The organism is Micromonospora sp. CA-263727 (genome assembly GCF_050942455.1).
In the GTDB taxonomy this organism is placed as follows: Bacteria; Actinomycetota; Actinomycetes; order Mycobacteriales; family Micromonosporaceae; genus Micromonospora.
This window is the reverse complement of the sequence record NZ_CP192031.1, coordinates 7,055,233-7,075,052: the sequence shown is the minus strand read 5'-3', so window position 1 is coordinate 7,075,052 and position 19,820 is coordinate 7,055,233. Positions and strand designations below refer to the sequence as shown.

Genomic DNA, 19,820 nt, shown 5'->3' with positions numbered 1-19,820 from the left:
GCACGATGTCTTCCCTGTTGGCGATAACCCGGTTTGCGTAATTCGTGGCGCATGTTCATCGCCACTTTGGATTCTCATACCGTAAAGCCGGGTCCCGCCACCGCCGGTGGAGTGCTTGTTGCGGGCCGGCCGGTCGGCTGCTCACTGTTAAGGTGCGACCACGCGAATGCCTCACGCCACGAGGGGTCCGGGGAATGTGAAGATTGAGATGCTTGGCGGCCTTCGAGTGTCGTCCGATGCATCGAGGGTGGAGCTGGGGACGCCCAAGCAGCGAACCGTTCTGGCCATGCTGGCGATGCGGCCGGGGCGGTTGGTGGCCATGGACGAGCTGATCGACGAGATCTGGCCGGACGGTCCACCTCGCTCCGCGGTGCCGAATGTCCGGACATATGCCGCCAACCTGAGGCGAGCATTCGAGGCCCACGAATCCGGGAAGGGCCTGCTCGTCCGGCAGAGCAGCGGCTACCGCCTGGGTGTCGCCGCGGCCGAGGTGGACCTGTTCTGCGTCCTCGACCAGCTTGACCAGGCCCGCCTGCTGGCTTCCGGTGGTCAGCTGGAGCCGGCCCGGTCGATGCTGAGTCAGGCGATGTCCCGGTGGCTCGGGCCGCCACTGGCCGGGATGCCGCTCGGGCCATCCCTGACCGCCCAGGTGGCCGCCGTCCAGGAGCAGCAGTTGCTGGCCGTGGAACTGCTCGCCGGCCTCGCCATCGAGACGGGCCGGGTCGACGAGACGATCCCGCTGCTGCGCAGCACCGTGGCGGCCCATCCGACCCGTGAACCGGCGTTGCTCCTGCTGATGCGGGCGCTGCACCAGCGCGGTGACTTCGCCGGCGGGATCTCCGTCTACCGCTCGGCGTCCCAGGCCATCGGCGCAGAACTCGGCGTCGAACCGAGCAGAGACCTTCGGCAGCTGTACCGGTTGATGGTCGAGCACAAACCCACTCTGCCCCGGCGGTACGCCGGTTCGGAGCCGGGGTCGGAAGCCGGGCCTCCGCCGGCCGGCGCGACCGCTGCCGCCCGGCGGGAGTGGGATTGGTTACCCCGGCCGGTGGCGGACTTCGTGGGCCGGGACGACGTGGTCGAACGGCTGATCGCCAAGTCCCGCTCCGCCGACGGCTCGCAGCCAGTGGTCCACCTGATCGACGGGATGGCCGGAAGCGGCAAGACCACCCTCGCCGTGCACGTGGCGCGACGTCTGATGCCGCGGCATCCCGACGGCCAGCTCTTCATCGACCTGCGGGGACACGAGGACGGCAACCTGGTCGAGCCGGCCAGCGCACTTGTGGTCCTGCTGCGCCAACTCGGGGTTCCGGCCGCCCGCATCCCGATCGACATGGAGGAACGTCGCGGGCTGTGGCGACGTGAGCTGTCGTCCCGTCGGGTCGTCATCGTGCTCGACAACGCGGCAGACAGCCGGCAGGTGATCCCCCTGCTGCCGGTCGCCTCCTGCTCGGTCGTGCTGGTCACCTCCCGGCGGCGGCTCGTCGACCTGGACGTGGGACCGCCCGAGTCGCTCTCCGTGCTCTCCGCCGAGGAGGGGCTGCGGCTGCTGGCTGCCAGCGCCGGAGCGGAGCGGGTACACGCCGAACCCGAATCAGCGGCGGAGATCGTCCGCCGCTGCGGCCACCTGCCGCTGGCGATCCGGTTGGTCGGGTCGCGCCTGGCCCATCGGCGCAACCGTCGGCTGGCCGACCTGGCCCAGCGGTTGGCCGTGGCGGACTCGGGTCTGGCGACCTTCGGCATGGGGGGCCAGAGCGTCGCCTCGGCCTTCGGCGCCTCCTACGAGCCGCTGAGCGACCTGACCAAGCGCGTGTTCCGACTGCTCGGCCTGCACACCGGCCACTACGACGTGGCGATGGTCGCCGCGATGGCCGGACTGTCCCACGCGAAGGCCGGACAGGTTCTCGACGACCTGATCGATCGGCACCTGGTGGAGGAGTCGGCGGACGGTCGCTACCGGATGCACGATCTGGTCCGCCAGTACGCCCGGGAGAAGTGCCACGAAACCGACTCGTTCGAGCTGCGTCAGGCCGCCCTGGCCAGCCTGTTCGATATCGTGCTGCACCTTTCGATCCGGGCCGCGGAGACGCTGAATCAGATCGTGGACGTCCGGGAGGACATCGGCACCGTGGAGCCGGAGCGCCCGGATCTGGTGCTCGGACCCGACGCGGTCGACGTCGACTGGCTGGAACGGGAGCGGAGCAACCTCGGTCTGCTCATCGAGATGGCGGCGGAGAACGGCCTGCACGCGTACACCTGGCGAATGGCCCGGGTGCTGTGGCGCTTCTTTTACGTCCGTGGTTACTTCGAGGACATTTTGCGGACCCACGAGTTGGGTCTCGTTGCCGCAGAGCGATCCGGAAATCGGCCCGCGATGTGCTCGATGAACAACTATCTTGCCTCCGCCCTGACCAAGACCGGTTCATATCGCCGTGCGATCAAGTGCCTCGATGCGGCTCTGGTTATCGCACAGGAATCGAACGACAAGCTGGCAGTGGCAAAAATTCAAGGGAACCTCAGCGTGGTCTACTGGGCGAAGGGAGATCTGGAGCAGGCCGCGACGCTGGGCGCGGAGGCATTGCGTGACCTTCCGGTGAAGCACATCAGCAGAGTCCGGATAAACCTGCCGAACCTCGGACTCGCCCTGGCCTCGCTCGGCCGTTACCACGAGGCGTTGCGGGCACATCGACTCCATCTCTTCTGGGCCCGGCTGGAGGGCGACCGTTACCAGATCGCCAACGCGTTCAGTCACATCGCCGCCGTACGGGTGCGTACCGGTGAGCATCAACACGCGCTGCGGTTGTTGAGATCCGCCATGGTCCTGTACGACCGGACCGGCCACCGCTACGGCGAGGTCGACACGCGCAACGTCATGGGTATCGCGTACCGCAATGCCGGCCGGCTGGAGCAGGCGCGGCAGCAGCATGAACTCGCCCTGGAACTCATCGACGACTCCGCCGAACGGCAGGCGGAATGTGGCGTGCTGAACGAACTCGGCCTGACCCTGGCTGCCGGTGGCGACACGAACTCCTCGATGCAGGCACATCAACGAGCGCTCGACCGGGCGATCCAGATCGACAGCCCGTACGAGCAGGGGCGGGCACTGGCCGGGCTGGCCGAGCAGCTTTTCGCCGCCGATCCGGAGCAGGCGCGCAGACACTGGGCGCGGGCGTCGGCGATCTTCCGGCGGATGGGTGTGCCCGAACGATTCGAGGTCGAACGCCGGCTGGCCGAGACCGCGCCGGGCGACCGGCCCTGATGACGCGATCGGCCCTGCTGGCGGCAGCCGGGAACCTTCTTATCGATTTCTTATCGCCGGGCTCGGTAGCGTCGCCGTGTTCGTCGACGGGGGGAGATCCGCCAGGGGCAGGGTCTCGTCGCGGCACCTGCCGGCAGGTACCCAGCTACCTTGCGGCAGGCCGCTGCGGAAGGGGTGGCGCGAGCGCGTCGCCCCTTCCGGGCACTCTGGACGGGCAGCCTCGACGGGCAGCTTGGACGGCCGGGTCGTAACGGCGGGATAGGCTCGCGATCGTGACCGAACCCGCCCAGCTCACCCACGTCGACACGGCCGGCGCGGCGCGCATGGTCGATGTCTCCGCCAAACAGGTCACCGGCCGCTCGGCTGTCGCGGCCGGCCGGCTGCGCACCACCGGCGAGGTGATCGAGCTGCTGCGCCGCGACGGGCTGCCCAAGGGCGATGCGCTCGCGGTCGGGCGGCTGGCCGGGATCATGGGCGCCAAGCGCACCCCCGACCTGATCCCGCTCTGCCATCCGATCGCCCTGCACGGCGTCACGGTCGACCTGGCGTTGACCGCCGACACCGTCGAGATCACCGCGACCGCCCGCACGGCCGACCGCACCGGAGTCGAGATGGAGGCGTTGACCGCGGTTGCGGTCGCCGGCCTGGCCCTGGTCGACATGGTCAAGGCGGTGGACCCGGCGGCCAGCGTCGACGCGGTCCGGGTGCTGCGCAAGGAAGGCGGAAAGACGGGCACCTGGGAGCGCCCGGAGCACCGACCGTGATCCGCGCCCGGGTGGTGGTGGCCTCCAACCGGGCCGCTGCCGGCGTCTACGCCGACACCAGTGGCCCGCTGCTCGTCGCGGGCCTGCGCGAGCTGGGCTGCGCGGTGGACGAGCCGGTGGTGGTGCCCGACGGCGAGCCGGTCGGCCGGGCGGTGGCCGCGGCCGTGGCGGACGCCGTCGACGTCGTGTTGACCAGCGGCGGCACCGGGATCACCCCGACCGACCGCACTCCCGACGTGACCAGGGCCCTGCTCGACTACGAGATTCCCGGCATCGCCGAGGCGATCCGCGCGCACAGCCGCGACAAGGTGCCGACCGCGGCGCTGTCCCGGGCCGTGGCCGGGGTGGCCGGCCGCACGCTGGTGGTGAACCTGCCCGGCTCGACCGGCGGGGCGCGCGACGGGCTCGCCGTGCTGGGGCCGATCCTGGCCCACACCGTGGACCAACTGCGCGGCGGCGACCACTGAACTCTCGCCGAGCGGCCGGGCTCCAGGGGCCGTAACGCGAGGTCGAGGAAGGTTCACCAGAGAACCCGATAGGCTCGGCGAGTGAGAACGGAAACCGCATCCGCAGCCGATCAGGCCGTCGCGCCGCCGCCGGCCGATTGGGAGGAGGCGCGCTCCCGGGTGTACGCGGCCGGCCTGGCCGCCGCGCTGCCCGCCGTCGAGCGTCCGCTCGCCGAGGCCGACGGGCACACCCTCGCCGAAGCGCTCACCACCCGGACCGACCTACCGGCGTTCCCGACCTCCAGCGTGGACGGCTGGGCGCTGCGTGGCGACGGCCCGTGGCGGGTGGTCGGCCGGGTGCTGGCCGGTGCCGCAGCAGCCCCGTTGACCGAGGACGGGACGACCGTCGAGATCGCCACCGGGGCGATGGTGCCGGAGGGCGCCTCGGCCGTGCTCCGGGTGGAGGAGTCGACGCGTACGGCGGACGGGTTGGTCGACGGTGTGCCGCGGACCGTGCCCGAGTGGCGGCGGCCCGGCGAGGAGGCGTCCGCCGGTGAGGAACTGCTCCCGGCCGGGACGCCGGTCGACCCGGCGGTGATCGGCCTGGCCGCCGCCTGCGGGCACGACACCCTCCGGGTACGCCGGCAGCCCGCAGTGGCGCTGCTGGTCTTCGGCGACGAGCTGCTGACCGCCGGCCCGCCCGCCGCTGGTCGGGTCCGCGACGCGCTCGGCCCGTCGGTGCCCGCCTGGCTGCGTCGGTACGGCTGCCAGGTGCGTCCGGCGGACGTGGTCGGCCCGGTCGAGGACACGTTGCCCGCCCACGTGGCCGCGCTGCGCAGCGCGTTGGCCGACGCCGATCTGGTCTGCACCACCGGTGGCACCATGCACGGCCCGGTCGACCACCTGCATCCCGCACTGGCCGAACTGGGCGCCGACTACGTGGTCAACACCGTGGCGGTGCGCCCCGGCTTCCCGATGCTGCTGGCCCGGCTGGTCGACACCCACGGCCGGGTCCGGTTCGTGGCCGGACTGCCCGGCAACCCGCAGTCCGCCGTGGTCGCCTTGGTCTCGCTGGTCGCCCCGCTGCTGGCCGGCCTCGCCGGCCGGCCGATGCCGGTGCTGCCGTACGCCACGCTCGCCGAGCCCGTGCCGGGGCGTGGCGACCACACCCACCTGGCCCTGGTCCGCCTCGACCGGTTCGCCGGGACGGCCCACCCGCTCCGGCACGTCGGCTCGGCGATGCTGCGGGGGCTGGCCGGCGCGGACGGGTTCGCGGTGATCCGGCCCGACACCGACGGGGCGGCCGGGGATCGCGTGCCGGTCGTACCGCTTCCGCTGCTGCCCGGGGAGCGGGCATGGTGACCGTGATCGGCGCGGTCACCGACCAGCCGCTGGACCTCGCCGCGCACGAGGCGGCGGTCGCCGACCGTCGGGCCGGCGCGGTGGTCTCGTTCGCCGGGGTGGTCCGCGATCACGACCACGGCCGCGCGGTGGTCAGCCTGGAGTACGAGGGCCACCCGAGCGCCGAGAAGCTGCTGCGGGAGGTCGCCGACGAGATCGCCGACGACCCCGACGTGTACGCGGTGGCCGTGTCGCACCGGATCGGTCCACTCGCCATCGGCGACGTGGCTCTGGTGGCGGCCGTCAGCACCGCGCACCGGGCAGCCGCCTTCGCTGCCTGTGCCCGCCTGGTGGACGAGGTGAAGGCCCGGCTGCCGATCTGGAAACGGCAGGTCTTCGCCGACGGCACCGAAGAGTGGGTCAACTGCCCCTGACCGGGTGCCCGGTCACGCCCAGCCCCGTCCTGCCTGATGCCGGGCGTCGCCCGTCCTGCCGTCGCGCCTCCTGCCGCTTCCCGTCCTGCGGTCCTTCCTACCGCCGCCCGTACAGGACCGCGCTGCGGGCCATCCGGTCGGTGTAGAAGGCGGGTTCCGCGCCGGGCCGCCAGGGCAGCGCGGCGACCAGCACGATCAGGGCCAGCGCCAGGGAGTTCTCCATCAGCGCGCCGAACAGGCCGTCCTGGTAGTGCGAGACCTCCGGCAACTGGTGTTCGTAAGGCCAGATCGGGGAGATCAGGAAGAGCAGGTAGAGCCCGACCGCGGCGATGCCGTGCCGGAGCCCGGTCAGCGTCGGGTACCAGATCGGCGGGCGGAGCGCGGGTACCCCCGGCGGGCCACCGTTCGGCCCCGGAGCAGGGCGCTGGGCCAGACCCCGGCTGGCGTCGTGGCGGCGTACGGCGGCGTCGGCCAGCACGATGATCGCCGGGATCACCCAGACGAGGTGGTGCGTCCAGGAGATCGGGCTGATCACATTGGCGGTCAGGCCGACCAGGGTGAAGGCGGTCAGCTCGTCGCCGTCGGCGTGTGCGTTGGCGGCCCGGGACAGGCCGAGCGCCAGCATCAGCACGGAGAAGGCGAGCCAGAGCAGCCCCGGGGTCTCGATCGAGTCGTAGAGCCGGGCCAGCAGCCCCGCCAGGGACTGGTTGGGCGTCATGTCGGCGGCGCCCACCCGCTCGGTCTGCCACAGCACGCTGCCGAAGTAGGCCCGGGACTCGCCTCCGACGATGCCGAAGCTACCGATCGTCACGCCGATGGTGGTGCCGATGGCGACGGCGGCCGCCCGCCACTGCCGGGTGATCATCAGATAGAAGATGAACAGTGCCGGGGTCAGCTTGACGGCGGTGGCCAGCCCGATGCCGACGCCCGCCCAGGCGCCACCGTAGACGAACCGCAGCAGCGGGCCGTCGTCCTCGGCGTGGTGGGTGCCCCGACGGGACCGCCAGCGCAGGGCGACCAGGTCGGCCAGGACCAGGGCGAACAGCAGCAGGTTGACCTGCCCGTAGCCGAGCGTCTCGCGGGCCGGCTCGATGGCGACGGCGAGCGGCGTGGCGATGGCCACCGTGTACCACAGTGGCCACCCCAGCCGGTCGACGATCGGGCGCAGCAGCGCGGCCAGCACCACGGCCAGGGCGGCGATGCTGACCAGGGCGTTCACCAGACCGGCACCGGCGACCGGCAGGTGTGCCATGGGCAGCATGGCCAGACCGGCGAACGGCGGGTAGGTGAACCCCAGGTTCGTGTCGGGCGCGACGAAGTCGTACAGCTCGTGACCGCTCGCCCACCAGACCACCGCGCCGTGGTAGATCTTCATGTCGAAGAAGTTGTACGGCCGCCCGAAAGTGCCGATGGCAAGCCATGCGGCGTAGGCGACGGCGGCCACGATGCCGGTCCGTACGACTGTCCTGCGATCGATCCCACGCGTTACGCGACGGACTGTGGCGAGGCGATCCAGCCCTCTACCGACGCTCGTCGGCATGGCGTGGCCACCCCCATACCAAGATCGTCCTACCCGTCCAGGTTCCGTACGGAGCCTAGAACGGCGCCTCACGTCAGTGCCTCCCGTGTTATCCGACCGTGTCCGATCCCACACCTTCTTTTGACATTTCCACCGCGTTAACGCCTGGCGGGCGGTTCAGGTGATTCGTGGCCTTAGTCGGGGGTGGAGGCGGGGTATTCGCAGCTCAGCCTGGAAGCCGACGGGCGGTGGAGGCCGATCGGACGGCGATCCGGGCCTCGCGGCGGGCGGTCCGGACGGCACGGCGCACCGACCGTCGGGAGTGGCCGATCCGGTGCCCGGCCCGCCAGCGTAGCCCTGGCTTACCCTCGGTGTCCGCCGCAGCGAGCAACAGCCCACCAAAGAGACCGAGGTTCTTCAGGAAGTGGATCTGGTTGTTGCGCCGCGTGGCCGGGTCGTCGTTGCGCCAGAAGGGATGCCCGGCGAGGGTCACCGGGACGAGCGTGCCGGCCAGGACCAGGGCGGCCGGTCGGGTGAACCTCCCGGTGGCCAGCATCAGCCCGGCGCCGAGCTGCACTGCGGCGTTGACCCGGACCAGCGTCTCGGTGTCGGTGGGCAGGCGGGGGTCCACCCGCTCCAGCAGCGGCGTCACCCGATCGGTGACCGGCTTCGCGGCGGGCACCAGGCGCTCGGGGTTCGCGAAGTTGCGGGCACCGCTGACTACGAAGATGCCGCTCAACATGGCGCGGGCGAGGGATCGTACGGGTTTCATGGACAAGTCATACCCCGTCCCGGCTACCGCCACGCCCAGCTACGGCCCATCTCGATCGATCGGGTGGCGATGGCGCGACGGTGTTTCAAGTGACCGTCGCGGATGGACGCGCTGCACGCGGTAACCTCGCCGCGTGACGACGCTGCGGCTACGCCCCGAGGATCCGGCCGACACCGGCGCGATCCGCCGGGTGCTGGCCGCCGCCTTCGCCCGGCCCGACGTGGCCACCCCGCCGGAGGTACGGCTCGTCGAGGAGTTGCGCGGCGGCGACGCCTGGCTCCCGGAGCTGGCGATGGTCGCCGAGTACGGCGGTGAGATCGTCGGCTACGCGCTGCTCACCCGGGTGACGGTCTGCTCGGCCGCCGCCAGTGTCACGGCCCGGCCCGGCGGCAGCGCCCCGACTGCCGGCAGCGCCCCGGCCGGCGGCGGTGTTCCGGCTGGTGACGGTGCCCTGACTGCCGGCAGCGCCCTGGCTGGTGGCAGCACCCGGACTGGTGGCGGCGTTCCGGCCCGGGTCGGGGGTAGCGTCCCGGCTTTGGCGCTCGGCCCGGTGGCGGTGGCGCCGCACCGGCAGCGGATCGGGCTCGGCACCGCCGTGGTGCAGGCCGCCCTCGATGCGGCCACCGAACTCGACGAGCGGCTGGTCGTGGTGCTCGGCGACCCTGCCTACTACCGGCGCTTCGGCTTCAGTCGAGCCGACCGGATGGGCCTGACCAGCCCGTGGTCCGGTCTTGGTGAGCCCTGGCAGGCATTGCTCCTGCCCCCGACAGACAGCGGCGAACCCCCCACCCCCCACGGCGAGGTGCTCTTTCCCCCACCATGGTCCAAGGTCTAAGTGGGCAACCGGGAACGCCGGTTCCCGGTTGCCGGAGATTCCTGCCGCCGCGGCAGTTCCCGAGCGTCACTGCCGGTGGTGGCCGCCCGACTGTGCCATTGCCTTCCCGCATCCTCTGCTCTGCCTCAACCAGCGCAACGGTCACCTTCCGTAGCCGCCCTCCGAGACGGGACGGGACATGGCCCCCGTGGTCCCGCGGGCTGACGCTGGCCGGTTGGCGCAACAGGTTGGCGCGGGCAGGTTGCCGCTGGTCGGCTGCTGCGGCGTGGGTTGAAGCGGAGCCAAAGGATGGCCGAGGGCAACCATGCCGTCGTCCGGTAGCGGTGACGCAGCGCCTCCGCCACCGAGTTCCCCGACGCTCCCTAACCACCCACCCACCCCACCCCACCTCTCACCCGCTCCCCGCTACCCTCGCTCGTCGATCATGCACTTGTGGCGGGCGGATTGCGCTGATCCGCGGCATTTGAGCGGCGCCACAACTGCATGATCGGCAGCATCATGGACATGACCGGCGTGCAGTGGCGTAGGAGCAGCGAGAGCGGCAGCAGTGGCGGTGACTGCGTCGAGGTCGCCGACAACCTTGGCCGGGCAAGGACCGCTGCACTGCCGACGATCGGATCGCTGACGGCGCGCGCCCAGCGGGCCGCTCGATCACAGTCAGGCGGGCTGGGTACGCAGGTAGCGGCCGAAGTGCGGGACGGTGAAGGCGACCGTGCCGCGTTCCCCGGAGTAGATCAGGCCCTTCTTGATCAGGGCATCGCGGGCCGGGGAGAGGCTGGCGGGCTTGCGACCGAGGGTACGGGCGATCTCCGCAGTCGGCACCGCCGCGTCCATATCGTCCCGGCCGCCGCCCTCGGCCGCCCCCTCGACCAGGGAGAGGGTCGCCATCGCCCGCATGTACTCGCGTTCCGCCGGGGTGGCCCGCTCGAAACGGGAACCGAAGAAGCCGACGGCCAGCTCGGCCTCCGCCTCCGGCGCGGCAACCCGGACGTCCGCCGGGGTGATCGGCGACCGGGGGGCATGGTCCCAGGTCGCCTTCCCGTACGCCTGGACGAAGTACGGGTACCCGCCGGACTTCTCGTAGAGCAGGTCGAGAGCCTTCGCCTCGTACTCCACCTCCTCGCGCTCGGCCGGCGCGCAGAGTGCCTGGTCGGCGGCGATCCGGTCGAGACGGTCGATGCGCTGGTACCGGAAGAGCCGCTCGGAGTACGACTTGGCGGCGCTCAGCACCGCCGGCAGGTGCGGCAGCCCGGCCCCGACCACGATCAGCGGCGCGCCGATCTGGGACAGCTCATGGCAGGCGGCACAGAGCGCGGAGACGTCCTCGGGCCCGAGATCCTGCATCTCGTCGATGAAGATGGCCACGCCGGTGCCGACGTCACTGGCCACCGAGGCGGCGTCGGTGAGCAGCTCCACCAGGTCGATCTCGATGTCGCCGGAGTCGGCCCGCCCGCTGGCCGCCGGTACGTCGATGCCGGGCTGCCACCGTTCGCGTAGCTTCGGGGCGGCACCGCCGCGACCCGTCGGGGCGCCCCGTTGGGCGAAGGCTTTGAGGACCCCGAGGAAGGCGTCGATCCGGTCCGGTGCCCGGTGTCGCGGGGCGAGTTCCCGGACGGCCATGTGCAGGGCGGCGGCGATCGGCCTGCGCAGCGACTGCTCCGGGCGGGCCTCGATCTTGCCGCTGCCCCAGAGCCGGTTGATCGCCTGCGAGCGCAGCGTGTTGAGCAGGACGGTCTTGCCGACGCCCCGCAGCCCGGTGAGCATCAGGCTGCGCTCCGGGCGGCCCCGGGCGATGCGTTCCAGCACGATGTCGAAGACGTCCAGCTCCCGCCCCCGCCCGGCGAGTTCGGGCGGGCGCTGACCGGCTCCCGGGGCGTACGGGTTGCGGACCGGATCCACGAATCGCAGAGTATCGGGCCATCTAGCCGAGAGGCTAGACATGGATAGACGGGGCTACCGGCGTGTTGTCCTCGACATAAAACTAGTGCTGTCTAGCGTCCAGGCTAGACAGCACTAGTTTCGACAATCGACCGTCAGGCGCGCTGCTTCAGGCAGAGCACGAAGTCGAGCGAGTCCAACTCGCTGTCGTAGAAGTACCAGTTCGTGTAGCCGTCGACCGCGGCGCACTTCGCCTCGGCGTCCTTCTCCCCGCTGGTCTTGCCGTCGAAGCGGCGCAGCACCTCGTACGACTTCGGCACGCAGTCGTTGATCAGCAGCTTGGGCTTGCCGCCCGCGGACGCGGTGTTCCGTACGCACTGCCCAACCTGCACGAACCGCGCGTCGGTAGACGAGTTGGCGGCCGGGGCGCTGGGCGGGGAACCGTCGTCCTCCGGCGCGTCGGCTGCCGGCCCTTCGGGTTCCTGAGTCGGCGCGGCCACCGGCGTCGTAGCCTCGTCGTCCTGCCCGAACAGGTAGAACGCGGTCGCCCCGCCGAGGATCAGCACCAGCATGACCGCCAGCACAGCGATCGGTCGCCCGCGACCGCGTTTGCGCTCGGGGGGTGCCACGGGCTGGCCGGCGTACCCGACCACGGACCCACCATCGTCCTGGAGAGCCTGCTGGATCTGGGTGTCCTGCGAGCCGTACCCCGCCTCGGCCGCCCCGTACCGGGTTCCCCGGTACTCCGGTCCGGCCGACCCGTAGCTCCCGCCGCCATAGTCCGGCCCATGCTGTGCCGCGCCATAGTCCGGCCCGTGCTGCGTGCCGCCACCGTGGCTCGGCCCGTGCTGCGTGCCGCCGCCATGGCCCGGTCCGTGCTGCGCCGGGCCGTGGCCAGGGCCTGCGGGCCGGTGTGGTCCGCCGCCGTAGGCCGGCCCGGAGCCGAAGTTCTGACCCGGTCCCTGCGGCTGGCCTGGTCCGTGGGCCTGGCCTGGTCCGTGCGGCTGGCCTGGCCGGTACGTCTCCCCGGGGCCGCGGGTCTGACCTGGTCCCTGCGGCTGGTGGCCCGGTCCGTGCGGCTGGCCCGGTCCGTAGGTCTGACCCGGCCGGTAGGTCTCGCCGGAACCGTGAGTTTGACCCGGTTGGTAGGCCCGGCCTGGTCCGTGCGGCTGGCCCGGTCGGTAGGTCTGACCCGGCCCGGGGGCCTGACCTGTCCCCAAGGTCTGATCTGGCCGGTAGGTCTGGCTCGGTTGGTACTGCCCCGGCCCGTGGTTCTGGCCGGGGCTGCGGTTCTGGCCCGGGCCGAGGGGCCGGCCAGGATCGTAGGTCGGGCGTGGGCCGTGCGGCTGGCCGGGAGCGTGCGCCTCGCCGGGCTGCGGCTCCTGCCACGGCTGCGGGTCGCCGCCCGGTGATCCGTAGTTCGCCATGCACGACCTCCTGAACCGATGAGTGGAGGCCGGCCGCCAGTTGTTGTCGAGGGCAGCCGCCGCCCACGCCACCGTAGCGTGTACACCATCGGCCCCCGGCCCCGACAGCGGCTGGGTCGGCTATCCGGCAGGTCGCCATCTAGCGCCGCCATCTAGCACGGACGCCGCCATGTCCGGGTAACACCGCGTTCGCCCGACCGGCGGGCGTTGGCCCGGCTGACGATCGGCGGCCCGACCAACCGGGCAGCCGACCAGCCGACAAGCCGGGCAGCCGGCGGGTAGGTCGGTCAGATGAGGCGGAGCTGGCGGTCCTTTGGTCGACGCGGTCCGCCGCTGTCGCCGAGGCGTTCGAAGAGGCCGGGATCGATCACATCGAGGAATGGTGACGGACGGCAGTCGCGTTCGGTGGAGTGCCGGACGCGGCGGGCGGCGTGGCTGACGTAGAGCCGGTCCTGCGCGCGGGTCAAGCCGACGAAGAACAACCGCCGCTCCTCGGCGATCGCGTCCTCGTCCGGAGTCGTACCCGGCCAGCGCAGCGGCAGCAGCCCGTCCTCGGCGCCGACCAGGAAGACCACCGGGAACTCCAGTCCCTTGGCGGCGTGCAGGGTCAGCAGGGTGACCGCCTCGGCGCGCGGGTCGAGCGCGTCCACCTCGGCGCCGGTGGCGAGCTGGGACAGGAACATCTCCAGATCGTCGCCGCACCGGCGGGCCAGCGGCGTGAGCAGGTCGACCGCGATGCGGACGTCCTCCGGGCGTACCCCGCTGGTGCCGTCGAGGGTGGGGACGGCGAAGCGCTCGGCGAGCAGCTGGCCGGCGAGGCGAACCCGGGCGGGCAGGGCGCCGTCGAGACCCGAGGCGTGTCGCAGCTCGCGGGCGATGGCCATCACGCCGGGGCGGTCCCGCAGCCGGTCGTGCGACCGCTTCTGCACCGGCACGTTGGCCCGGGACAGGGCGTCCACGATCGAGGCGGCCTGCGAGTCGGTCCGGTAGAGCACGGCGATGTCCGAGAAGGACAGCGTGGTCGACCGGCCGTCGATCCGGCCGGAGTCCAGCGACCGGTGGGAGAGGCCGCCGACCAACTCGTCGACGGTGCGTACCACGAAATCGGCCTCGTCGGCGACGGAGGCCGCAGCGTACCGGCCGACCAGCGGGGCCTCCGGGTCGAGCCGGGCCGGGTCGAGCCGGCGACCGCGGACCAGCGACGAGGGCGCGATGGCCTGCACCGCGGCGGCCAGGATCGGCGCCGACGAGCGGTAGTTGCGGTTGAGCCGGACCAGCCGGGCGTCGGTGAAGTCCTGCGAGAAGCGCAGGAAGTATCCGACGTCGGCACCCCGGAACGAGTAGATGGCCTGGTCCGGGTCGCCGATCGCGCACAGGTTGCCGTCGGCGGGGCTGAGCAGCCGCAGCAGCTCGTACTGCACCACGTCGACGTCCTGGTACTCGTCGACGAAGATCCACCGCCAGCGGCTCCGGTACCGTTCGACCAGCTTGCGGTCCTCCCGCAGCAGCGCGACCGGCAGGGTGAGCAACTCGTCCAGGTCGACCATGCCCTGCTTGCGCAGCAGCGCGGCAAAGGCGGACGGGTCGTCGCCGGCCTCGGTGCGGGCCGCCGCCCGGTCGGCGTCGTCGGCGATCCGGAAGTCGTTCGGCAGGCCGGCGGCCTCGGCGTTGTCCCGCAGGATGGTCAGCCCGAGCGAGTGGAAGGTGCCCACCGTGACGTCCTCGGCGACCGGCCCGAGCAGGCCGTCGAGGCGGTGCCGCAGTTCCTCGGCGGCCCGCCGGGTGAAGGTGATCGCCAGGCACTGCTCGGGGAAGACGTTCAGCTCCGCGCAGAGGTACGCGATCCGGTGGGTCAGCGTACGGGTCTTGCCGGTGCCCGGCCCCGCGACGATGAGCAGTGGACCACCGGGGGCCGAGGCGGCTACCCGCTGCATCGCGTCGAGCCGGTCGAGCAGGCCGGTACCGACCTCCTCCATTCCGGCGAGCATCGGCTCGAACGGCTCGTGCGGGGAGGGCGGCGGCGCGATCGGCGGAGCCGGGGGCACCGGCTTACGCTTCGGATCGACCTTCGCCGCCGGTCGCTGCGCCTTGTCGTCCGGCTTTGCCGCCGGCTTGGTGGGCCGTCGCTGTGCCGGCACCGGTACGTCGAAGAGCGTCTCCTGCCCGGCCGACTCCCCGGCGTTGCTCAGCTCGGCCGGGTCGAAGAGGGTGATCACGCCGTACTCGCCGTCGTAGCCCGGCACCCGGCGGACCTCGCCGCGGCGTAGCCGGCCGATGCCCTCGGCGAGCAACTCCCCGCCGACCCGGCCGATCTCGTCCAGCGGGGCGCGGGTGAGGATCTCCAACTCGGCGCCGAGCGCGGCGACCAGTTCGGTGAGCTTCCCCTCGACCTTCTTCGACCGCGGCCCGACCTTGTTGAGCTCGCCGAGGATCTCGGCGAGTTGGATCAGGTGGGTCACCTCGGGGACGTGCGCCGGCCGGTACCCCTCCGGCCGGTCGGCCAGGTCCTCGACCCGGCTCAGTACGCCCACGGTCAGTCCCTTGCCGCACTCGGGGCAGCGTCCGCCGGCCTCCCGGGTGCGTTCGGGCGCCCAGTTCACCCCGCAGAGCCGGTGACCGTCCGCGTGGTACTTGCCCTCCTCGGGGAAGAACTCGATCGTGCCGGCCAGCCCGTCGCCGGTGCGCAGCGCGTCCCGGATGCCGAAGTAGTCCCGGGCCGAGGCGAAGACGGTGGCCTCGCGGGCCAGCGCGGGCGGCGAGTGCGCGTCGGAGTTGGAAACCAGCCGGTAGCGGTCCAGGCTGCCGACCCGCCAGTTCATCTCCGGATCGGAGGAGAGCCCGGTCTCCACCGCGAAGACGTGGTCGGCCAGGTCGGCGTAGCAGTCGGCGATCGCGTCGAAGCCGGACTTCGAGCCCAACGCGGAGAACCACGGCGTCCAGATGTGTGCCGGGACGAGGTAGCCGTCGCCGCTCGCCTCCAGCGTGATCTCCAGCAGGTCGCGGGAGTCCAGGCCGAGGATCGGCCGGCCGTCCGAGCCGAGGTTGCCGATCCGGCCCAGCGCGGCGTTGAACCGGGCCACCGCGTCCAGATCCGGCAGGTAGATCAGGTGGTGGACCTTGCGGGTCCGGTCGTCCCGCTTGTAGATCGTGGAGATCTCCACGCTGAGCATGAACCGGACGGGATCGCTCTCCGCCGCGCTGGAGAGCCGGGGCGGCAGCCGGCGGGCGATGTCCCGCTCCGCCTCGGGCGCCAGCCGGTACAGGCCGGGCTCGGCCGGATGCAGCGTCTCGCGCAGGTGGTCGTACCAGGCGGGGTGGGTGAAATCGCCGGTGCCGAGCACCGCGATGCCCTTGCGTTTCGCCCACCAGCCGAGGTTTGGCAGGGTCAGGTCACGGCTACAGGCCCGCGAGTATTTCGAGTGGATATGCAGATCTGCGACGAAGGGCGGGCGGCCACCGGGGGGTACGGCGCTGAACGGAGGCACGCCGCATCCTGTCACGACCGGCCGTGTCGCCGCGCGTCGCCACGCTCGGAGGTGAGGTGCGCTATGCCGAACGCAACTCCACGAGGGTGATCTGAGGCTCCGCGCCGACCCGCACCGGCGGACCCCAGAAACCGGCGCCGTTGGTCACGTAGACCTTGGTGCCGTCCACCTCGCCCAGCCCGGAGACCACCGGCTGCTCCAGCTTCACCAGCAGGTTGAAGGGGACGATCTGGCCGCCGTGGGTGTGCCCGGAGAGTTGCAGGTCGACGCCGTACTTCGCGGCTTCCACCGCGGCCACCGGCTGGTGGGCCAGCAGCACCACCGGCCGGGACGGATCACGGTCGCCGAGCGCGGCGGCGTAGTCGGCCGGCGCGGAGACTCCGGTGCCCGCCGCGCTGACGTCGTTGACCCCGGCCAGATCGAGTACGCCGCCCCGAGCCGCGATCTCCAGCCGCTTGTTCTGGAGCACCCGCAATCCGAGCCGGTCGACCTCGGCCACCCACTCCTCGACGCCCGAGTAGTACTCGTGGTTGCCGGTGACGAAGTAGCTGCCGTGGCGGGCCCGGAGGCCACGCAGGGGCGCGGCGGCTTCGCCCAGCTCGGCCACCGTCCCGTCGACCAGGTCACCGACCACGGCCACGAGGTCGGCGTCCAGACGGTTGATCGCGGCGACGATCCGCTCGGTGTGTGCCCGGCCGTTCAGTGGCCCGATGTGGATGTCGGAGACCGTGGCGATGCGCAGGCCGTCCATGCTGCGGGGCAGCTTGGCCAGCGGGATCTGTACCCGGTCCAGTTGGGGCGGGCCCAGCGCGGTGCGTACGCCGTACCCGACCAGCCCGGTGGCGGTGAGTCCGGCGAAGATCGCGGCACCCCGGGCGAGCAGCAGCCGGCGTCCCGGGTCGTGGTCCGGCCCGGCCGGTGCGGCGGCCGGCGGGTCCGCCGGGCTGTCGGCCAACGCGGTGGCCGGCCCCGGGTCCGCGGTCGGTCCGGTGGCTGGCGTCTCGGCGCTGGTCGGGCCGACCAGGACCGGTTCCGGCGCGGCCACGGCGGCCCGGCGACGCAGCACCAGCCTCGTGACCAGCATCGGGATTTCCAGCGCGACGAGGAGTACCAGCAGATAGAACATCAGCGCGAGCCAGAGGTAGCCCGGCCAGGCCAGCCAGTACATGCCGGCCCGGGTGCCGACCATGGTCGCCGGCACGAGCAGCGCCAGCACCACCGTGGTGACCGTGCCGATCCGCCGCCAGCGCCCCGCCGTTGTGGTGTCCTTGACCAGCCGCTTCCAGAGGTAGAGATGGATCAGCCCGGTGATCAGGGCAAGGGTGGCCACGAAGCCGAGTACCGCGAACACGCTGGATCGATCCCTCTCAGCCGCCGGCGAAGGGGGGCAGGACGTCGATCGTCGCCCCGGCCGGCAGCGGCTTGTGCCGATCATGACAGGTCACGCCGTCGACCAGAAAACTCGCCACGGCGAGTACCGGTACCAGCCGCGCGCCGTGCCGCTCGGCCAGCTCCGCCACCAGGTCATCCAGCGATCGGCCGGCGGCGGTGGTCTCCTCGGAGCGGCCGGCAGCGGCCCGCGCCCCGGCAAAGTAACGGACCGTGACGGTTGCCATGGTCAACCTCCGATGGCCGACATCGGCCGGGCCGGTTGCAGGAAGGCCGGGTCGTCGATGCCGTGCCCGGCCCGCTTGCCCCAGGTCGCGGCCGACCAGCGCCGGGCCAACTCGTCGTCGTCGGCCCCGGCCCGCAACGCGCCACGCAGGTCGGACTCCTCGGTGGCGAACAGGCAGTTGCGGATCTGGCCGTCGGCGGTCAGCCGGGTCCGGTCGCAGTCGCCGCAGAAGGGGCGGGTGACCGTGCCGATCACGCCGACCCGGGCCGGGCCGCCGTCGACCAGCCAGGTCTCGGCCGGCGCCGCGCCGCGCTCGGCCGGGTCGGGGCTCAGGTCGTGCGCGGCGTGCAGGGTCGCCAGGATCTCCCCGGCGGTGACCATCCGCGCGCGGTCCCAGCCGTGCTGGGCATCCAGCGGCATCTGCTCGATGAAGCGCAGCTCGTAGCCCTGGTCGAGAGCGAAGCGGAGCAGCGCCGGCGCCTCGTCGTCGTTGACCCCACGCATCAGCACACTGTTGACCTTGACCGGGGTGAGCCCGGCGCTGGCCGCGCCGGCCAGTCCGGCAAGCACGTCGGCCAGCCGGTCCCGTCGGGTGAGCCGGGTGAAACGCTCGCGGTCAAGAGTGTCCAGAGAGACGTTCACCCGGTCGAGGCCGGCGGCGCGCAGCGCCGGGGCCAGCCGGTCCAGGCCGAGGCCGTTGGTGGTCAACGAGATCCGGGGGCGGGGGTCGAGCGCGGCGACGGCCGCCACGATGCCGGGCAGGCCGGGCCGGATCAGCGGCTCACCGCCGGTGAACCGAACTTCGGTCACCCCGAGCTGGCGTACCGCGACCCGGATCAACCGGATCACCTCGTCGTCGGTCAGCAGTTGCGGCCCGGCCAGCCAGGGCAACCCCTCGGCCGGCATGCAGTACGTGCAGCGCAGATTGCACTTGTCGGTCAGTGAGACCCGCAGATCCCGGGCGACACGGCCGTACCGGTCGACGAGGAGGCCGCCGGAGGGCGGGGCGAGGCTCATCCGTTGACGGTAGCGCGCCCTGCGCCGCGGAGGGCCTCCCGCGCGACCCGGCTGACCGAATCACGGTACGCCCCGCCGAAGAGGGCGGTGTGCACGAGCAGCAGGTGCAGCTGGTGCAGGGGAACCCGGGCCTGCCAACCGTCCGTCAGTGGCCACGTCTCGCGGTAGGCGGCCAGGATCCGGTCGAGGTGGGGTGCGCCGCCGAAGAGTGCGAGCTGGGCGAGATCGGTCTCCCGGTGCCCGCCGTGCGCGGCCGGGTCGACCAGCCAGACCCGGTCGTCGGCACCCCAGAGCAGGTTGCCCGGCCAGAGGTCACCGTGGATCCGGGCGGGCGGCTCCTCCCCACCGAACTCACCGATCCGGGCCACGACCTGCTCGACCAGCGCGGCATCGGCGTCGGCCAGGGCTTCGTCGTCGACCGAGCGACGCAGGTAGGGCAGCAGCCTGGCCTGAGCGAACCAGTCCGCCCAGGGGCCCCGGTGCGGGGTGTTCTCCGCGGGCAAAGCGCCGATGAAACCCGGCCACGGTGCCCCGAACGTCGCGGCACCGGCCCGATGCAGGCCGGCCAGCTCGCGGCCGAGACGCTCGGCCGCCTCCGGGCCGGGCTCGCCCGGCTCAACCCACTCCAGCGCGAGCAGGTCGGGCAGCGCCACGATCACCTCCGGTACGCCGACCGTGCCGGCCTCCCGCAGCCAGCGCAGCCCGGCCGCCTCGGTGGCGAAGAAGCCCTCCGGCACTCCTCGCCCGGCCTGCTCCGGCCAGGTCTTGGCGAACACCGAGTGGCCGTCGTCCAGCGTCAACCGGGACGCTGTGCAGATGTGACCGCCGGGCACCGGTGTCTCCCGGATCCGCTGATGGGTCAGGAAGGTCGGCAGGTGCTCCGGGTGCGCCCGCAGGTACGCCAGATCCATCCCCGCAAGGTATCCCCTGCTTGTAAGGAGGGGCCCCCTGTTAACGCCTACGGTAGAGGAAGGGCCCCCTCTTAACACCGACGAACCGGTCGAGCCCAGCGACAGGGTGCGCCGGGG

At 72.0% G+C, this 19,820-nt stretch carries 16 protein-coding genes and 1 pseudogene; 8 read left to right on the top strand and 9 right to left on the bottom strand.

What is annotated here, in order from left to right; translation table 11 throughout:
- Positions 1-286 precede the first annotated feature (286 nt).
- The 5 genes from ACQPYA_RS31220 to ACQPYA_RS31200 all read left to right on the top strand — a co-directional run bounded on the left by ACQPYA_RS31220 (position 287) and on the right by ACQPYA_RS31200 (position 6,244).
- On the top strand, positions 287-3,259 hold the full coding sequence (locus tag ACQPYA_RS31220) for a BTAD domain-containing putative transcriptional regulator (protein ID WP_433530552.1): 2,973 nt from the start codon (positions 287-289) through the stop codon (positions 3,257-3,259).
- A 272-nt stretch (positions 3,260-3,531) separates the two neighbouring features.
- Positions 3,532-4,023 carry a cyclic pyranopterin monophosphate synthase MoaC gene (moaC, locus tag ACQPYA_RS31215; protein WP_433530551.1) on the top strand — a complete coding sequence of 164 codons (492 nt, stop codon included), beginning with the start codon at positions 3,532-3,534 and terminating at the stop codon, positions 4,021-4,023.
- Positions 4,020-4,490 carry a MogA/MoaB family molybdenum cofactor biosynthesis protein gene (locus tag ACQPYA_RS31210; protein WP_433530550.1) on the top strand — a complete coding sequence of 157 codons (471 nt, stop codon included), beginning with the start codon at positions 4,020-4,022 and terminating at the stop codon, positions 4,488-4,490. The genes moaC and ACQPYA_RS31210 overlap by 4 nt, the downstream gene beginning before the upstream one ends.
- An 81-nt stretch (positions 4,491-4,571) precedes the next feature.
- Entirely contained in the window at positions 4,572-5,831 is a 1,260-nt protein-coding gene (locus ACQPYA_RS31205; protein ID WP_433530549.1) for a molybdopterin molybdotransferase MoeA, read from the top strand.
- Complete coding sequence (locus ACQPYA_RS31200) at positions 5,825-6,244, top strand: molybdenum cofactor biosynthesis protein MoaE (RefSeq protein WP_433530548.1); 420 nt, start codon at positions 5,825-5,827, stop codon at positions 6,242-6,244. The genes ACQPYA_RS31205 and ACQPYA_RS31200 overlap by 7 nt, the downstream gene beginning before the upstream one ends.
- A gap of 97 nt (positions 6,245-6,341) precedes the next feature.
- Here the strand turns inward: ACQPYA_RS31200 and ACQPYA_RS31195 are convergent, their stop codons facing one another.
- Both ACQPYA_RS31195 and ACQPYA_RS31190 read right to left on the bottom strand, forming a co-directional pair.
- On the bottom strand, positions 6,342-7,784 hold the full coding sequence (locus ACQPYA_RS31195; RefSeq protein WP_433530547.1) for a glycosyltransferase 87 family protein: 1,443 nt from the start codon (positions 7,782-7,784) through the stop codon (positions 6,342-6,344).
- Positions 7,785-7,989: 205 nt separating this feature from the next.
- On the bottom strand, positions 7,990-8,535 hold the full coding sequence (locus ACQPYA_RS31190; protein WP_433530546.1) for a DoxX family protein: 546 nt from the start codon (positions 8,533-8,535) through the stop codon (positions 7,990-7,992).
- Between the two features lie 133 nt (positions 8,536-8,668).
- Between ACQPYA_RS31190 and ACQPYA_RS31185 the strand changes: the two genes are divergently transcribed.
- Together ACQPYA_RS31185 and ACQPYA_RS31180 are read left to right on the top strand one after the other, a co-directional pair.
- On the top strand, positions 8,669-9,370 hold the full coding sequence (locus ACQPYA_RS31185; protein WP_433530545.1) for a GNAT family N-acetyltransferase: 702 nt from the start codon (positions 8,669-8,671) through the stop codon (positions 9,368-9,370).
- Positions 9,371-9,868: 498 nt separating this feature from the next.
- Positions 9,869-9,952 (top strand): annotated as a pseudogene (locus ACQPYA_RS31180) (DUF397 domain-containing protein); the annotation flags it as partial.
- Positions 9,953-10,027: 75 nt separating this feature from the next.
- On the opposite strand, the gene ACQPYA_RS31175 reads toward ACQPYA_RS31180, so the two are convergent.
- Together ACQPYA_RS31175 and ACQPYA_RS31170 are read right to left on the bottom strand one after the other, a co-directional pair.
- On the bottom strand, positions 10,028-11,269 hold the full coding sequence (locus ACQPYA_RS31175; RefSeq protein WP_433530544.1) for an ATP-binding protein: 1,242 nt from the start codon (positions 11,267-11,269) through the stop codon (positions 10,028-10,030).
- 134 nt (positions 11,270-11,403) lie between these two features.
- Positions 11,404-11,820, bottom strand: a complete 417-nt coding sequence (locus tag ACQPYA_RS31170; RefSeq protein WP_433530543.1) for an LppU/SCO3897 family protein — start codon at positions 11,818-11,820, stop codon at positions 11,404-11,406.
- Positions 11,821-12,063: 243 nt separating this feature from the next.
- Here ACQPYA_RS31170 and ACQPYA_RS31165 point away from each other — a divergent pair, with 243 nt between their 5' ends.
- Positions 12,064-12,660 carry a hypothetical protein gene (locus ACQPYA_RS31165; protein ID WP_433530542.1) on the top strand — a complete coding sequence of 199 codons (597 nt, stop codon included), beginning with the start codon at positions 12,064-12,066 and terminating at the stop codon, positions 12,658-12,660.
- Positions 12,661-12,962: 302 nt separating this feature from the next.
- Here the strand turns inward: ACQPYA_RS31165 and ACQPYA_RS31160 are convergent, their stop codons facing one another.
- The 5 genes from ACQPYA_RS31160 to ACQPYA_RS31140 form a co-directional block, all read right to left on the bottom strand.
- A complete protein-coding gene (locus ACQPYA_RS31160; protein WP_433530541.1) occupies positions 12,963-16,160 on the bottom strand; it encodes a UvrD-helicase domain-containing protein in 3,198 nt (1,065 codons plus the stop codon).
- 61 nt (positions 16,161-16,221) lie between these two features.
- The gene (locus tag ACQPYA_RS31155) at positions 16,222-17,511 is read right to left on the bottom strand and encodes a metallophosphoesterase (protein ID WP_433530540.1); all 1,290 of its coding nucleotides are present in this window, start codon (positions 17,509-17,511) and stop codon (positions 16,222-16,224) included.
- Positions 17,512-17,527: 16 nt separating this feature from the next.
- Positions 17,528-17,776, bottom strand: coding sequence for a MoaD/ThiS family protein (locus ACQPYA_RS31150; RefSeq protein ID WP_433530539.1), 249 nt, complete (start codon positions 17,774-17,776; stop codon positions 17,528-17,530).
- Positions 17,777-17,778: 2 nt separating this feature from the next.
- On the bottom strand, positions 17,779-18,792 hold the full coding sequence (gene moaA / locus ACQPYA_RS31145; RefSeq protein WP_433530538.1) for a GTP 3',8-cyclase MoaA: 1,014 nt from the start codon (positions 18,790-18,792) through the stop codon (positions 17,779-17,781).
- Positions 18,789-19,703: a fructosamine kinase family protein gene (locus ACQPYA_RS31140; protein WP_433530537.1), complete on the bottom strand. Its 915-nt coding sequence runs from the start codon at positions 19,701-19,703 to the stop codon at positions 18,789-18,791. Before ACQPYA_RS31140 ends, moaA begins: the two co-directional genes overlap by 4 nt.
- Positions 19,704-19,820: the final 117 nt, after the last annotated feature.

Bases quoted from the DNA above. Each gene is read 5' to 3' on its own strand.
- ACQPYA_RS31170 (WP_433530543.1), bottom strand. From the start codon at position 11,820: ATGCTGGTGCTGATCCTCGGCGGGGCGACCGCGTTCTACCTGTTCGGG.
- ACQPYA_RS31195 (WP_433530547.1), bottom strand. From the start codon at position 7,784: ATGCCGACGAGCGTCGGTAGAGGGCTGGATCGCCTCGCCACAGTCCGT.
- ACQPYA_RS31220 (WP_433530552.1), top strand. From the start codon at position 287: ATGCTGGCGATGCGGCCGGGGCGGTTGGTGGCCATGGACGAGCTGATC.
- ACQPYA_RS31140 (WP_433530537.1), bottom strand. From the start codon at position 19,703: ATGGATCTGGCGTACCTGCGGGCGCACCCGGAGCACCTGCCGACCTTC.
- ACQPYA_RS31190 (WP_433530546.1), bottom strand. From the start codon at position 8,535: ATGAAACCCGTACGATCCCTCGCCCGCGCCATGTTGAGCGGCATCTTC.
- ACQPYA_RS31200 (WP_433530548.1), top strand. From the start codon at position 5,825: ATGGTGACCGTGATCGGCGCGGTCACCGACCAGCCGCTGGACCTCGCC.
- moaA (WP_433530538.1), bottom strand. From the start codon at position 18,792: ATGAGCCTCGCCCCGCCCTCCGGCGGCCTCCTCGTCGACCGGTACGGC.
- ACQPYA_RS31150 (WP_433530539.1), bottom strand. From the start codon at position 17,776: ATGGCAACCGTCACGGTCCGTTACTTTGCCGGGGCGCGGGCCGCTGCC.